This is a genomic window from Streptomyces sp. NPDC060209, assembly GCF_042728155.1.
In the GTDB taxonomy this organism is placed as follows: Bacteria; Actinomycetota; Actinomycetes; order Streptomycetales; family Streptomycetaceae; genus Streptomyces.
In genome coordinates this window covers 18424-32467 of record NZ_JBHWZS010000024.1, presented here as the reverse complement: position 1 = coordinate 32467, position 14044 = coordinate 18424, and the positions used below count along the sequence as shown (strand labels likewise).

General features: G+C 66.0%; 14 protein-coding genes and 1 pseudogene. 9 read left to right on the top strand and 6 right to left on the bottom strand.

What is annotated here, in order from left to right:
• Positions 1 to 5: 5 nt before the first annotated feature.
• Entirely contained in the window at positions 6 to 488 is a 483-nt protein-coding gene (locus ACFWFI_RS07505) for a hypothetical protein (protein ID WP_387386716.1), read from the bottom strand.
• Between the two features lie 226 nt (positions 489 to 714).
• Here ACFWFI_RS07505 and ACFWFI_RS07500 point away from each other — a divergent pair, with 226 nt between their 5' ends.
• Positions 715 to 930, top strand: coding sequence for a DUF4287 domain-containing protein (locus ACFWFI_RS07500; RefSeq protein WP_387386714.1), 216 nt, complete (start codon positions 715 to 717; stop codon positions 928 to 930).
• Between the two features lie 8 nt (positions 931 to 938).
• Here the strand turns inward: ACFWFI_RS07500 and ACFWFI_RS07495 are convergent, their stop codons facing one another.
• Positions 939 to 3251, bottom strand: a complete 2313-nt coding sequence (locus ACFWFI_RS07495) for an ATP-binding SpoIIE family protein phosphatase (RefSeq protein WP_387386711.1) — start codon at positions 3249 to 3251, stop codon at positions 939 to 941.
• Positions 3252 to 3412: 161 nt separating this feature from the next.
• Between ACFWFI_RS07495 and ACFWFI_RS07490 the strand changes: the two genes are divergently transcribed.
• Positions 3413 to 3970, top strand: a complete 558-nt coding sequence (locus ACFWFI_RS07490) for an SMI1/KNR4 family protein (protein WP_387386708.1) — start codon at positions 3413 to 3415, stop codon at positions 3968 to 3970.
• 45 nt (positions 3971 to 4015) lie between these two features.
• On the opposite strand, the gene ACFWFI_RS07485 is transcribed toward ACFWFI_RS07490, so the two are convergent.
• Positions 4016 to 4195, bottom strand: a complete 180-nt coding sequence (locus ACFWFI_RS07485; protein WP_387386706.1) for a hypothetical protein — start codon at positions 4193 to 4195, stop codon at positions 4016 to 4018.
• Positions 4196 to 4210: 15 nt separating this feature from the next.
• Entirely contained in the window at positions 4211 to 5848 is a 1638-nt protein-coding gene (locus tag ACFWFI_RS07480; protein WP_387386704.1) for an MFS transporter, read from the bottom strand.
• Positions 5849 to 5962: 114 nt separating this feature from the next.
• Between ACFWFI_RS07480 and ACFWFI_RS07475 the strand changes: the two genes are divergently transcribed.
• From ACFWFI_RS07475 to ACFWFI_RS07450, 6 genes are all read left to right on the top strand, one after another.
• Positions 5963 to 6874 carry a TetR/AcrR family transcriptional regulator C-terminal domain-containing protein gene (locus tag ACFWFI_RS07475; RefSeq protein WP_387386702.1) on the top strand — a complete coding sequence of 304 codons (912 nt, stop codon included), beginning with the start codon at positions 5963 to 5965 and terminating at the stop codon, positions 6872 to 6874.
• 241 nt (positions 6875 to 7115) lie between these two features.
• Positions 7116 to 7559: a very short patch repair endonuclease gene (locus ACFWFI_RS07470; protein WP_387386700.1), complete on the top strand. Its 444-nt coding sequence runs from the start codon at positions 7116 to 7118 to the stop codon at positions 7557 to 7559.
• A gap of 246 nt (positions 7560 to 7805) precedes the next feature.
• Entirely contained in the window at positions 7806 to 8336 is a 531-nt protein-coding gene (locus ACFWFI_RS07465) for an HNH endonuclease (protein ID WP_387386698.1), read from the top strand.
• Between the two features lie 154 nt (positions 8337 to 8490).
• On the top strand, positions 8491 to 9300 hold the full coding sequence (locus ACFWFI_RS07460; protein WP_387386695.1) for a DUF6551 family protein: 810 nt from the start codon (positions 8491 to 8493) through the stop codon (positions 9298 to 9300).
• 704 nt (positions 9301 to 10004) lie between these two features.
• Positions 10005 to 11027, top strand: a complete 1023-nt coding sequence (locus ACFWFI_RS07455; RefSeq protein ID WP_387386692.1) for a DUF262 domain-containing protein — start codon at positions 10005 to 10007, stop codon at positions 11025 to 11027.
• A gap of 34 nt (positions 11028 to 11061) precedes the next feature.
• Complete coding sequence (locus tag ACFWFI_RS07450; RefSeq protein ID WP_387386690.1) at positions 11062 to 11979, top strand: RelA/SpoT domain-containing protein; 918 nt, start codon at positions 11062 to 11064, stop codon at positions 11977 to 11979.
• Positions 11980 to 12282: 303 nt separating this feature from the next.
• On the opposite strand, the gene ACFWFI_RS07445 is transcribed toward ACFWFI_RS07450, so the two are convergent.
• Positions 12283 to 13107 carry a DUF397 domain-containing protein gene (locus ACFWFI_RS07445; RefSeq protein ID WP_387386687.1) on the bottom strand — a complete coding sequence of 275 codons (825 nt, stop codon included), beginning with the start codon at positions 13105 to 13107 and terminating at the stop codon, positions 12283 to 12285.
• A 123-nt stretch (positions 13108 to 13230) separates the two neighbouring features.
• Positions 13231 to 13305: pseudogene (locus ACFWFI_RS07440) on the bottom strand (hypothetical protein); the annotation flags it as partial.
• Between the two features lie 284 nt (positions 13306 to 13589).
• Between ACFWFI_RS07440 and ACFWFI_RS07435 the strand changes: the two are divergent.
• Complete coding sequence (locus tag ACFWFI_RS07435) at positions 13590 to 14009, top strand: ATP-binding protein (protein ID WP_387386761.1); 420 nt, start codon at positions 13590 to 13592, stop codon at positions 14007 to 14009.
• Positions 14010 to 14044: the final 35 nt, after the last annotated feature.

Here is a 14044-nt window from a genome sequence, read left to right as displayed (position 1 = left end):
GGCCGCTAGTCCTCTCCGGGCTCGTCGCCGCCGCGCGTTCGGGTGCGCCCGCCGGACCCGGGCCCGGCATCCGGGTCCCCGTCACGGTCGGTGTCACGGCTCAGGTCGGAGCCCGGCCCCTGCGGCGGCCCGTCGAGGGTGACGCGCGGCGTCTCCTCGGGGTCCGCGAACCGGCGCCGGTTGCGCAGCCAGGTCTCCACGGACCGCCACGCGTTCTCGGAGACGGAGCGCGCCACCTCGACGGAGACGACGAGGATGATGTCCTGGATCAGCTCCCCGCTCATCGCCTCGGTCTGTGTGAGCGAGTCCGCGTGCGCCAGGCCGAGTTCGCCGCGTTCGAGCGCGTCCTCGAGGGCGGGCGCGTTCTTCAGCCAGGTGCGGAGGGCTTCGAGGTCGTCGCGCCGGGTGTGCGTCCCGCTGACGGCGATCCGTAACTCGACCTTCCCCTGCCCCGGCTCCCGCGCGCCCGTGTCCGCCCCGTCCGCCATGCGTGCCCCCATCGGCCCCATCGCCCTCGCCCCGCAAGGGACTGGTCACTGAACACTCAAGTATTTCATGGGCGTTGACACAGGGCACCCCTTTGTTCCACTTCACCTGGAGGCCTTTGCGCGCCCGTCGATGAGTTCTGCGCCTGCCCGCGGTCATATGACTGACGGACTCACGATCACCTCGTGGTGCCCACCACGACGGACCTCACGGACGGGACGCGACGACATGACCGAAGCAGTGAAGGGCCCCGCGAGCTACTTTCCCTCGATCGAGAAGAAGCACGGCCGCCCGATCGCGGAGTGGAAGGACCTCATCCGCTCCTCGCCCCTGACCGGACACATGGAGATCGTCTCCTGGCTGAAGACCGAGCACGGCTTGGGCCACGGCCACGCCAACGCCCTGGTCGCGCACACGCTCGCCGAGGACAAAGGGGCCAAGTAGGTCCCGTCTCAGGGGCCTTCCTCGGGGATCGCCTGCTCCGACCAGACGGTCTTGCCCTCGGCGGCGTACCGGGTGCCCCACAACGATGCCAGCTGAGAAATGATGAAGAGGCCCCGACCGCCCTCGTCGACCGCTCCGGCGTACTTCATGTACGGGGCGGTGGTGCTGCCGTCCCGGATCTCGCAGGTCAGTCCCCGGTCCAGGATGAGGCGCAGCTCCACGGGCGGGCTGCCGTAGCGCACCGCGTTGGTCACCAGCTCGCTGACGATCAGCTCGGTCGCGTCACCCGTGTCGCCCTCGAGGTGCCAGTCCGCCAGCCTCTTGGACGTGAGGCGGCGCGCGGTCGCCGGGGCCGTCTTGTCGTAGGGGAGCTCCCATGCGGCGTACCGGTCCTCGGGCATGGCGTGTGTCCGGGCCAGCAGCAGGGCGGCGCCCTGGAGGTCGGGGCTGTCCGGCAGGGTGTGGGCGATCGCGTCGCACAGGTCCCGCATCGGCCGGTTCGTCGGCGTGAGCGCCTGGCGCAGCGCGCCCGAGGTCGGCTGTGCGTGACCCCGCAGCGCGTTGCTGTGGAGCGCTACGAGGCTGCCCTCCCGGAGGGAGAGGGAGACGGCGGCGACGGGGGCCCGGTCCGCGGTGCCCAGCGGCGGCCCCACGGGCAGGCCGACCACGAAGGCGGCGCCGTCCGGTTCGACGACGAGGGGCGCGGGATGCCCCGCCGAGGCGACGGTGCACTTCTCGGTGAACGGGTCGTACACCGCGTACGCGCAGGTCGCGGCCAGTGGCTCCTGGTGCAGCGGATCGTTCTTCGGCAGCTGGGCGCGTTCCTCCGCCAGCCGTGCCGCCGTGTCGTAGAGGCGCGCCAGCAGTTCGTCGGGCTCCAGGTCCAGCGCGGCGAGCGCGTGGACGACGGTACGCAACTGCCCCATGGTGGTGGCCGCGTGGATGCCGCGCTCCGACACTTCCCCGATGACGAGGGCGGTACGGGCCCCGGACAGGGCGATCGTGTCGAACCAGTGGCCGCCGTCCCCGCCGGGCAGCACCAGGTGGTCCGTCTCGACTGCGGGCTGGGGCGCGGTGGGCTGCGGCAGCAGCCGGCGCTGGAGAGCGCTGGCGATGGTGTATTCGTGCACGTAGCGGCGGGCGTTGTCGATTCCGAGGGCGACCCGGGACGCCATCGCGGCCACCACGGGAACGTCCTGCTCGTTGAACGGCTCGGAGTCCCCGCACCTGTAGAGGCTCACCAGCCCGAGGACCGCCCCGTGCACCGTCAGCGGCGCCACCAGCAGCGTGTGCGCACCGACGTTCCGGATGGAGCCCACCCGCGCGGCGTCGGCGTCCACCCACGGGGCGTCCCCCAGCGGCATGACACGGACCTTCAGGTCGGAAAGGGCCCGCTGGTAGGGGGTCCCGGGGACCACCGCCCGTATGTCCCCGACCGGGTGGGCGGCTTGGTTCCTGCCTCCGTAGGCGGCACGCCGCAACGGTACGTCCAGACTGAGCGGCCCGGGCTCGGACATCTCGCCGCGCAGGACCGCGTCGACGACCTCGACGACGCCGACGTCCGCGTAACCGGGAACCAGCGCGTCCACGAAGTCACGGCAGGTGGCGTCGACGTCGAGCGTCCGGCCCACCCTGTCGCGGACCGCGTCGAGCGCCGTGTCCCGGCCCAGGCGTCTGACCTGCTCGCTGACATCGACCACGGAGACGGCGACTCCCAGCACCGTGCCTTCGTCGCCGGGCCGCGCCCCGTTCCCCTGCTGGAGCCGGAACGCCGTCACTGCCAGGGTGCGCCGTCCGCCGGGCACGTCGCCGGGGCGTGCCCGGAACGGCCGCTCGACGCCGGGCACGCCGGTGCGCAGGACCTCCCGTACGAAGGTCTCCACGCGCTCCGGCTCCTCGAAGGCGCACACGTCTCGGAACGGCCGTCCGCGCAGCCTCTCGGTCTCGTCCGTGCCGGGGTCCGCGGAGGGGTCGCTGATCCGCAGGAGGCGCAGCTCCGGATCGAGCACGTGGACGCGTACCCGTGCCTGCGTGAACATCACGTCCAGCAGGGCCGCCCCGACGGCGTCGTCGTCCTGGCCGGGCCCGGAGCTCCCGTCGGTCGCCCAGACGGCCCACCCCGACCCCGCGAGGGGCTCCAGCCGCAGCCCCGCGGGAGCCTCGCCGCCTCCGCCCGCCCGTCGGGTGTCACCGGCGAGTACGTCCATCACACGCAGGCCCAGAGCGTCGGCGGTGGCCGGCCCGAAACGCCGCTCGGCCGCCCGGCTCCACCCGGTGACCACTCCTGCGCCGTCCACGACCATCAAGGGCGCATCAGCCATGAGCGCGACTCCTTCGCCCCCTCACGGGGCCCGGGACCGAGCCTCCGCACACGTCGACACGTACGCAACCAGCATCGGTCCCAGGTCCGCCGCCCGCGACCGGAGCGGGTGCGGTTCCGGAAGCCGGCCCCTCTGTCGGAGGGGGCCCATAGCCTGCGCCCATGAACGACACGGACGCATACGACCGCGCCTTCCCCGCCGCCCTGGCCGAGGTGGCGGAGGTGGACTTCCACTACGGCCACGACCACACCGGCGAGGCCAGGGACGAAGGGGACTACCGCATCGACTTCGAGCCCGACACCCGCTTCGAATCCGCCGAGTGGACCACCGACCACTTCCGGCGCTGGACGGGGAACCCGGACGTCGACGGCAACGCCTACCTCGTCTTCGGCCAGGACGGCGCGGGCGGCCAGGCCATGATCTGGCGGGCCCGGCCCGGCAAGCCCCTCGCCGACCAGCCGGTCGTGTTCCTGGGCTCGGAGGGCGAGGGCGGCGTGGTGGCGGGCAGCCTCTCCGACTTCCTGTGGGTCCTGGCCGACGGCTACGGCCCGATGGAGGCGGCCCTGGCCGATGAGTTCGAGTCCGAACCCGACGAGCAGCTGACCCGCGTCGCCGAACGCCACGCGACGACCCCGCGCCGGACGACGGAGGAGATCGTCACCGAGGCCCGGGCGGAGTTCCCCACGTTCAAGGAGGACATCCACGCGCTGTGCCGGTGACAAGCCCGGCATCCCGCACGTGCCCGGCCGCTCCTGTCGCCGGGCTCAGTCCCCTATCTCGATGTCCAGGAGGTTGACCTTCGCCGGCCGGCTGCTGTTGACGACGGTGACGAGGATCGGGCTCTTGCCGGGCACGCCCTTGGCCTTCTCCACGAGTTCGCGCAGGTCGTCGAGAGTGATCTCTTTGCCGGTCTTGGGCTTCAAGTGGACGCTCACAGGTGCCATCGAACCATCATTTCCCTAGATGACTTCCCGGTCACCAGTGCCCAACCGGGGTGCCGCATATACCCCTTGGCCCGTACCGGGTTCATCGGAGCGGGCCCGTGCCCGTACACCCTGTTCGACGCCCGGTTCCGACGGGGGTGCGGACGTCCCGCCCGTACCCCGCAGGAAGCCGACCGAGAAGACACCGGCCCCGGCCATGACCACGGCAGCGCCGACCGCCGCGATGCCCAGCCCGTGGGTGAACGCGTCACGCGCGGCGGACAGCACGGCGTCCGCGGTCGCGGCCGGCAGCCCGTCCGCGACCGCTGCCGCGCCGCCGAGGGTTTCGCGTACCGCGTCGGCGTCGGGCATCCCGGCGGGCAGGGCGTCCGCCATGTCCCGGCTGTAGACCGCGGCGCCGATGGATCCGAGGATCGCCATGCCCAGGGCTCCGCCCAGCTCCTGCCCCGACTCCAGCACGGCCGCCGCCGATCCGGCGCGCTCCGGCGGGGCCGCGCCCAGCGCGAGTTCGTTGGCGAGGGTCATGGCGGCGACCAGTCCGCCCGCGTAGACGGCCCCGCCTGCGAGGGCGTACCACAGGGGCGAATCGGTACGCAGCTGCGCCAGCCAGAGGAATCCGCAGGCGGCGACGAGGAAGCCGCCCCCCATCACGTACGCACGGTCGACGCGCTGGGCGAGCGCGGCGCCGGTCGGTGCCATGAGGGCGACGCCCGCGGCCGGCACGAGGCTCCACAGCGCGGCGGTGAGGGGGCTCTGGCCGAGCACGGACTGGAGGTACTGGGTGAAGAAGACGGCCATGCCCACCGTGGCGAACATCGCGAGCAGATTGGCGAGCACCGGGCCGCCGAAGGCACGCTTGCCGAGCAGCCCGAGGTCGATCATCGGGTGGGCGAGGCGCCTCTGACGGCGTACGAAGACGACACCGAGCACCAGCCCCGCGGCGATGCAGAGCGCGGGCAGCGGTTCGTAGCCGTGCCGGGCCCATTCCTTGACGCCGTAGATGACCGCGAGCAGCGCGCCGAGCGAGAGCAGAGCGCTGAGCAGGTCGAAGCGGCCACGAACGGCGGTCGCGGTCTCCGGCACCAGGAAGGGCACCAGCACGAGCAGCAGCACCATGGCGGGCAGGTTGATGAGGAACACCGAGCCCCACCAGAAGTGTTCGAGCAGCAGCCCGCTGACGACGGGCCCCAGCGAGATGCCGGTGGTCATGACGCCCGTCCAGATGGTCACCGCCTTCCCGCGCTGCTTCGCGTCGTGGAAGAGGTTGCGGATCAGGGCGAGGGTCGAGGGCATCAGGGCCGCACCACCGAGCCCGAGCAGCGCGCGTACGGCGATGAGGACTTCGGCGGAGTGCGCGTACGCGGCCGCCACCGAGGCCGCACCGAAGACGGCGGCTCCCGCCAGGACGAGCGTGCGCCGCCCGATCCGGTCGCCGAGGGCGCCCATGACGATGAGCAGGCCGGCGAGCACGAAACCGTACATGTCCAGGATCCACAACTGCTGTGTGGCGCTCGGCTCCAGGTCCTGGCTGATGAACGGGATCGCGAAGTAGAGGATGGACACATCCATCGAGACGAGGAGCAGCGGCAGCATCAGGACGCCGAGGGCGGTCCATTCCTTGCGGCCCGCGCGGGGACCGGGTGTGTTCTCCATACGCAGTACGGAAGCGGGCCGTCACGTACACCGCAAACAGCCGCCTAGTGCACCGGGCAGAACCCGCAGGTGACGAGGGCAGGACGTCCCCAGGTGCACTAGTACGGTGGCGTCATGACGACCGAACCGCCCTACCTCCGCATCGCCGGGGAGATCCGCCGCCGCATCACCTCGGGCGAGCTCGGCCCCGGCGATCCCGTCCCCTCCACCCGCCGGATCACGCAGGAATGGGGCGTCGCGATGGCCACCGCGACGAAGGCGCTCGCCGCGCTGAACCAGGAAGGACTGGTGCGGGCGGTTCCCGGCATCGGCACGGTGGTGGCGGAGAACGGCCGGGAACGCGCCACGGCCCCCGGCCGGCAGCTCAGCCGCGAGCGCATCATCCGTACGGCGATCGCGCTCGTGGACGAGGAGGGCCTCGCCGCGCTCTCGATGCGGCGCATGGCGACGGAGTTCGGCACGTCGACCATGGCGCTCTACCGCCATGTCCCGAGCAAGGGCGAGCTCGTCCGGCTGATGTCGGAAGCGGTGTTCGGCAGCGGCCCGCCCGGCCCCCGCCCGACGGGCTGGCGCCCACAGCTGGAACGGGAGGCGCGCTGGCTGTGGAAGCAGTACGAGCAACACCCCTGGCTGGCAAGGGCGATGGCCAACCTCACCCGCCCGATGGCCTCCCCGAACGCCATGCACTACCTGGAGCGGGTCCTGAGCGCCCTGACCGGCCTCGGCCTCACCCCGAAGCAGATGCTGCACATCCACCTCACGGTGCTCGGATACGCCCAGGGCGTCGCGATGGCCGTCGAGCTGGAGTCCCAGGCACGCCAGGACAGCGGCATGTCGGCGACCGAGTGGATGACGTCGATGGAGCCACGCATGGACGCGATCCAGACGACCGCGGCCTACCCGGTGCTGTCCGCGCTCTCCGTCGAGGACGGCTTCGAACTGCAGCTGGGCACCCTCTTCGAGTTCGGGCTGGGGCGGGTGCTGGACGGGGTGGAGGTGCTGGTGGAGGGGGTGGACCGGACATGAGGCTCGAAGTGCCGATCCCGCTTCATCCGTCGGCCGCATCCGCCCGATCGTCCGAGCTGCCGGTCGCACGGCACCCGCAACGCCAAGGGGCACCTGGCGCCGGCCCGTTCTCGCGATCTCCGCGGCCACCCGCCGACGACCCACGAGGGAAACCTGAAGCGGTTTCGGACAGTCGACCCGACCAGGAGAGGCTTCGCGATCGTCGGACGCGGAGCGAGCGGACCGTAGGAGACTGGTGGTGATGAGCCAGATCAGACCTTCGTCCCCAGGTGTTTCCGCCCGGATGAGCCGCCAGGCACGCCGCGACACCAAGCCCGAGGTCGCGGTACGGAAACTGTTGCACGCGGCGGGCTATCGCTTCCGGGTGAACGCGCGAGTGCCGGACATGCCCCGGCGCACGATCGACATCGCCTTCACCCGGGCCAAGGTCGCCGTGATGATCGACGGCTGCTTCTGGCACGGCTGTCCCGTGCACGCCACGCAACCGAAGTCGAACACTGAGTGGTGGCGGGAGAAGCTGGATCGGAACAGGGCCAGAGATGCCGAAACGACCGACCACCTGAGGGCTGCGGGGTGGGCAGTTCTTCGATTCTGGGAACATCAGTCCCCAGCTCAGGTTGCCGAGGTGGTGGCGAAGGCGGTCGAGCACGAGAGAACGGCTCGACGGGAGCTTGGACAAGCCTGAATCTCAGGCAGGGGTGGTTCGAGCGCCGGTACGATGCCACGCATGCGCAGCCCTTCGTGGACATGGGATGAACTACTACTGATCTGTTCACGCCTAGTTGAGAACAATTGGCATCAACTTCGAACCTACCAACCGGCTACGACGGAGCTGGCCGACCTACTGCGCTCACTACCTCTCCACGACAGCACAGTGCGCGCGCTACCCGAGTTTCGTTCTGCGGCGAGTATCAGCCGCAAGAGCGCGGACTTGATCACCAATCGTCCCGGATACGCCCGCCAGGCAACTCGAGGGGGGCGCCTCACCTCGCTCATCGCAGAGGCATTCACCACGCGAGAGGGGGAGATGATGATGGCGGCTCGCGCCATCGAAGGCGGCATCGGTTCGGGGGAGCTGGTCACGATCCCGCCGCAACCGGACGAGGTTGACCCCGATGGCTACTCGGCGCAGGAAGGGCGACTCCTCGCACGATGGGCAATTTTTCGCGAGCGGAATCCGGCGCTCCGAAATCGGAAGGTCGCAGAGGCGAAGCACCTGGGTAAGCGGATTCAGTGCGAGGTCTGCCAATTTCACTTTGCGGACAAATATGGCCCGATCGGCCAGGACTACATCGAGGTGCACCATCTGCAACCTCTGTACATCTCGGGCCCGCGGGAGACGCACCTACGCGATCTCGCCTTCGTGTGCGCCAACTGTCATCGCATGTGCCACAGAAGCTACCTCGGGTCCCCTTGGCGAACCCTCGATTCCTTGCGAGCAATGATCCAGACGACTACCTGATCGTCACCTGGACGTCAATCTCGTTGTAGCCAGCTTGAGCTGACTGCAAGGCACCTGGTGCCACGAAGATCGATGATGTGTATTCTCTGTGAAGACGCCGCATCCCCCTTCGGTATGACGCCACCTCCTGAGCGCAGCGTTGAGAGGCACAGCCATGGCCAAAAAGTATGCGTACGAGCTACCGAAACACCGTGTCGAACACGGGATTTCGATCCCCATTGACGAGCTGAAGATCGACGACAAGGCCCAACGGACCCTGAACGAGGCCAGAGCTCGGAGCATGGCCAACAACCTGGTCCCTGAAGCACTTGGCACCATTGTTGTATCGCAGCGCGCGAATGGAGATCGGTACATCGTTGACGGCATGCACCGCTGGCATGCGTCCAAACTGACCGACATACCTGAGTTGATCGCAGAAGTTCACCACGGCCTCGACCAGCAGGAAGAAGCGGTCCTGTTTCTGATCAAGAACAGGGAGTCGAGCAAGCCGACCCCCCTGGATGAGTACAAAATCGGACTCACCGCAGGGCTGCCGCTCTTCGTTGACACCGAAGCTGCCTTGCAGCGACGTAATCTGACAATGGGCTCAACCGGCACGAACACCGTCGGGGCAGTTGCCGGCGTACTTCGAATCACCGATGTGTACGGCCCCGACACTCTGGAGCGCACTCTCAAGGTAGCTGAGGATGCCTGGGGACGAACGAAGGAAACGTGGGACGGCATGCTGCTCGGCGGCATCGGAATGTTTCTCGGGCGCCACGGTGATGAAGTCGATGACAGCGCGCTCGCCACGAAGATCGGCAAGAAGGACCCTGCCTTCCGCTGGCGAGCCAACATCACAGCTCTCGCGTCTGCCGGAGGCACCCGCCACAGTGGCACGGGATCTCGAATCAGTACGTGCTACACGCTCATGGTGACTGAGTGGAATCGGGGAAAACGGGCGGAGAACCGCATCAACACCTGACTTCAGGTGCCACGACGATCCGCAGGGCCGGCCCTGCGGATCGTCCCCCTCCCAGCAACAGCCGTTGGCGTTCTATCGAGGAGCAGCAGCCACCTCGGCGGCAGGCGACGAGGAACCGGGCTCACCGCACCGCACCGCACCGCACCGCACCGCACCGCACCGCACCTAAGCGTGCCCATAGGGGGCTGATTAGAGCCACACCGTCGTACGACGCGCCGTAGTAATAATTTCCACATAAGTACGGCAGCCTCAGGGCCCATCGCAACCTCAGCTCGCACCCCAGGGTGCGAGCTGAGGTGCGTTCATCGTCCCGAAGTCGCTTTACCTCGGCAGTCGCCAAGCTCTCTGGGCGGGATCGCGGCGATCGTGAGGGCGCACCGAGTGGTCGAGCTCAGACCCCTTTGTCACTCCGCCTTCCGCGAGGGCGCCTCCAAAGGTCCCGCCAGGCGTGGCGCGGTAAACATGACCCACCTTGCGCAGCTCCGCCATCCAACCGGCTCAACACCGCGGCAACAATCCTCACCGCCGGACTGGGCTCGCCCCCTACGATCTGCCGTTTGGTCCTTGATGTCCTCGAACCCAACTAGCCTCCACCGACGCACGATCAATACGTCGTGAAACTGACCTAACGTCAGGACATGGCGGTATGGTCATCCCCAGATGGAGTAACCGCCGTCTCGAACGGCATCAACGAAGGTGCACGCATGAGTAGTTCAGCAACTCAGTTCAAGCGCTCAACCACCACTCAAGCCGCCGGCTGGTTTCTTGACCTACACTCATCGGGTCGACTGGACCTGGACCCTCCGTATCAACGTCGCAGTGTCTGGAATTTGGCGTACAAGCAGTTCTTCATCGATTCCCTCATCAGAAACTACCCGGCACCTACGATATTTCTTCAAGTAGACGTTGCGGTGGACCGACCGATGACCTACCGCGTAATTGATGGAAAGCAACGCCTCACAGCTCTGCTTGAATTCCAAAGGGATGAATTCACCACCCCAGAGGATCTGAACGACCTCGACTTGGGCAATAAATACTACTCCGAGCTGCCGGAGGAAGTGCGAGTCTCCATCCTGGAATACGTTTTTACAGTCGAAAATATTAAAGGTGCATCGATCGGCGAACTAAACGATTCTTTCGACCGATTGAACCGCAATGTGGCTCGACTGAATAAACAAGAACTTCGTCACGCGAAGTTCGACGGCGCCTTTATCCGAAAGGTTGAGCAGCTCGCCGAGCATCCCTTCTGGGCAGAAATCGGACTAGTTACACCCGCTCGCATCCGTAGAATGCAGGATGTGGAATACGTCTCCGAGATGTATATCGTTTCCATGGATGGGATTCAGGAAGGCAAGGACTACCTGGATACCTACTACGCCGAAAACGACCGCGAGATCGTTAACGAATCAAGCGCCGACGGGAAATTCCTCGCAGTTCAAGATTATCTAAGAGATGTAAATCAGATAGCGTCGCTGCGAGCTAACCGGTTCTCCAATGTAGCCGACTTCTACTCCCTGTGGGCCGCCATAGATGAAATGCTCGAAAATGGTCAAACCCCCACGCCTGAGATAGCGGCGGAACGGCTGGAGAGTTTCGCTATCGAGCTTGATCAGCAGACCACGCGACGGTCGGTAGAATATCGAATTGCTGCGGTGCAGGGGTCAAATAAGAAATCAAACAGAGAGCTTCGTGCCGCACTGCTTCGCGATGTACTGGTAGGTCGATAGGATGCGGGCCATCGTCTCCGCTTCATTCAGAGGAATGTACAGCGAGATCAAACAATCGCTCGACATAGGATGCGAGTGGCTGCACGCTCGCCTCAAGTCGGAGCTCCACGATGCCCGCCCAGTGGCACTTCAAGTTCGAACCAAGTCCGTCGACTCCGTGTTCGCAAAACTACAGAAGGGTGATTACGCCAGCATCTGGGAGATGGAAGACCTGATTGCTGCGCGCGCGGTCTTTCTACATCCTTCAGATGTTTCGTCGGCCATCGAGGCTATTGAGAAGAAGTTCCCCACGGTCGAGGCAAAAAACGTGGAGGCCGGCAAACCGAACGATTTTCGATACCAGCAACCTCATCTAATTGTCGGCTTCCCTCCGGATTATCTTGACAGGCATCCAGAACTCGCAAATATCAAAATTGAACTCCAGTTCACAACCTACATTCAGCATGCTCTTCAGGAGTCCACTCATGATGTGATATACAAGGGTGAGCGCTTTTCCTGGAGAGAGGCACGACTGGATAGTCGACTGCGCGGCTTGCTCGAAATTGTTGATGATGTTCTCGCTAACATATCGAACGTAGCACAGGTCGACGAAGATCCCCCATACGCCCTGTTCGACAAGAGAAATGGCATTATCGATGCCGCGAAGACTCTGTGGGAACCCTCGCAGCTTCCTGTGGACCTGCGCAGGTTCGCGATCACGGTTGAAGGCCTCATTTCCGCTTCAGGAACATCTGTTGAACAATTGCTCGAAATGGCCAAGGTCCACACTGACCTTGTTGGAGCGCTTTCCCTCACTCCTGTCGACAAGATACTTGGAATTCTCTTTCGGGAACGCTTTGATGAGCTGCAACGCGGCACCAAAGGCAGGAAGCTTCTAATTTCTCCTGAGCTTGAGGATGCAGTGCCAGTAGCTGCGAAATGGCCCAAGGAGAAGCGGGTAATCGTTTCGTGATCATCTTTTCAGCGGAGTGAGCGAAGGCATTTCGCCGATTCGTTTCTGACCTGGAGGCGTTTCTCCATTCAGAGATTCCACTGATCGAGTCGCGCTTCATTGCGGTCTGCCGGAGGCGGCCAGCCTTACGAGCGCATGATCTATTGCGCCAAGTCCCAGTCCTGCATCGCTCTGCGATATCAGATGAGGGTGCAGATTATGCCGCGTACCGGAGGCTTCGTCGCCACACTTTCGAATAGCTCCCGCAGCCCGTCCGCATCAAACGCGCAACTATGTCCGTGATCGCCAGTCAAGCGACATCGTCTAGCCCTTCGTGGTGCAACTCGGCTCCAGTCCCACAGAGTTGCGCACTGGCCATCCGAGACCGACCCTTCGCAGGGTGCCGCGAGCCGCTGCTGCCCCAGCGATCTTCCAGACGCGCGAGCCGGCAGCCCGCCCGGCAAACGCAGACCATGCACGCGGAGAGACAGTCAGTACGTGCCCCTGCGTGTCCTTCGAGTCCCGGACCAGCACGGCTTCCGAGCAAACAGCGATCTCCACAGAGTTGTCGCCGGAGCTGCCGCTGTAGCTGCTCTTGAACCATGCAGGTTCTGTGGTGCTCATAGTGCTCCTCGCATCTGCTCCAGCAGGCCCCCGTGGCTTCGCGGCCGAGGGCCTGCGAGCGCAGCTTGCCATAGCGCTCACGTCCTTCGGTGACGTGATGAGAATGCTCGACTGTTGACCCTCCGAGTAGCCGACCCGCTCGTGCTGCTGAGTCTCGGCGAGGTACATCAGGCCATCGATACCCGCATGGTCGTACTGGCACAGTGGCATCACCTGGACCTCGACATTCCGCCGCCGTCTCTGATCCAGAAGGTGGTCCAGCAGCTGGCGAGTGACGTCAGGGCCGCCCATGCGACGCTCCAGCAGAGCCTGCTCAATGATGAAGCTGAACGCGGTGTTCGGCTTCTTGGTGAGGAGCTGCTGCCGCTCCAAGCGTGCGATGACCTGGTGCTCAATCTGCTCGCCGGACAAGGGTGGCAGCCGCCGCTCAAAGATGGCACGAATGTACCCCTCTGGCTGCAACAGCCCTGGGATCGCCCGGCACTCGTATGCATACAGCGAAATCGCGTCCTCCTCAATGGCCACGCACTGCAGGAACCACGACGCTAATCCCACCTTCCGCGTCAGACTCCTTGCCGCCGCCAGCACCCGTGCCGCAGTCGTCCCCAGCACCTCCTCCGAGCGCTCCAGCAGGTCCCTTGGCGGGAACCGCTTGCCCTGCTCTATCTTGGCGATGCGCGCCGCCGAGTACTGGACTTGAGGCGCGAACTGCTCCTGCGTCAGACGTGCCTCGTCACGCAGCGCCTTGAGTACCGCCCGGAACGTCTAGAGGCTGTCCGACCACTCCGGCTCACTCCAGTGCACCCCGCCGCCGTTGTCCGAAGTCATGCGCGGCCCCCTCTCCCCTACACCCACCCGTACCTTGCGCCGTCCGCGCTGCGCCACGCCTGACCACGCAAGGGTTACGCACAGCAACCATGCCAGCCCCTCACGCCCATCCCCCCTCCGGCTCCGGCCTGTTCTAGCAGCGCTTCTCCTCCACCCGACGCGGGGCACGTCTCGCGCGCCTGCTCGCCGCACTCCAACTCGTCGAGTGGGGGCTCCCTCACGGCACGGATGGCCACGACGCGGTCACGCATGTCGTCGCCGAGCTGGCTGCGAATGCCGTCCTGCACGGCCGCGTTCCCGGCCGAGACTTCGCTTTGCTACTCACGTACGACGACGACCAGGGCGTTATCCATATCGAGCTGTCCGATACCCACTCAGCCCAACCCACTCATCTCACCCCGGCCCCCGATGTGGACCACGGCCGTGGGCTGCTCATCGTCGACGCCCTCGCCACCCGCTGGGGTGTCCGCAGCCGCATCGGCCCGGGCAAGACGGTCTGGGCGGAGTTCGCAATGCCGGGGCGTCCCGAAACGCCTGGGCGTGGCCGTGACGTCGGCGAGTCGAACCGGTTGCTGGCGCAGTGCACGGACCCGTGCTGAGACCGGCACGGTGCGGGACTGTCGGCCCGGCGCCC

What these genes read in the sequence shown, in the direction of transcription:
- ACFWFI_RS07475 (WP_387386702.1), top strand. Translation starts at nt 5,963, where the DNA reads ATGACGACCGAACCGCCCTACCTCCGCATCGCCGGGGAGATCCGCCGC.
- ACFWFI_RS07480 (WP_387386704.1), bottom strand. Translation starts at nt 5,848, where the DNA reads ATGGAGAACACACCCGGTCCCCGCGCGGGCCGCAAGGAATGGACCGCC.
- ACFWFI_RS07470 (WP_387386700.1), top strand. Translation starts at nt 7,116, where the DNA reads ATGAGCCAGATCAGACCTTCGTCCCCAGGTGTTTCCGCCCGGATGAGC.
- ACFWFI_RS07485 (WP_387386706.1), bottom strand. Translation starts at nt 4,195, where the DNA reads ATGGCACCTGTGAGCGTCCACTTGAAGCCCAAGACCGGCAAAGAGATC.
- ACFWFI_RS07495 (WP_387386711.1), bottom strand. Translation starts at nt 3,251, where the DNA reads ATGGCTGATGCGCCCTTGATGGTCGTGGACGGCGCAGGAGTGGTCACC.
- ACFWFI_RS07500 (WP_387386714.1), top strand. Translation starts at nt 715, where the DNA reads ATGACCGAAGCAGTGAAGGGCCCCGCGAGCTACTTTCCCTCGATCGAG.
- ACFWFI_RS07450 (WP_387386690.1), top strand. Translation starts at nt 11,062, where the DNA reads ATGTACAGCGAGATCAAACAATCGCTCGACATAGGATGCGAGTGGCTG.
- ACFWFI_RS07460 (WP_387386695.1), top strand. Translation starts at nt 8,491, where the DNA reads ATGGCCAAAAAGTATGCGTACGAGCTACCGAAACACCGTGTCGAACAC.
- ACFWFI_RS07505 (WP_387386716.1), bottom strand. Translation starts at nt 488, where the DNA reads ATGGCGGACGGGGCGGACACGGGCGCGCGGGAGCCGGGGCAGGGGAAG.
- ACFWFI_RS07490 (WP_387386708.1), top strand. Translation starts at nt 3,413, where the DNA reads ATGAACGACACGGACGCATACGACCGCGCCTTCCCCGCCGCCCTGGCC.
- ACFWFI_RS07455 (WP_387386692.1), top strand. Translation starts at nt 10,005, where the DNA reads ATGAGTAGTTCAGCAACTCAGTTCAAGCGCTCAACCACCACTCAAGCC.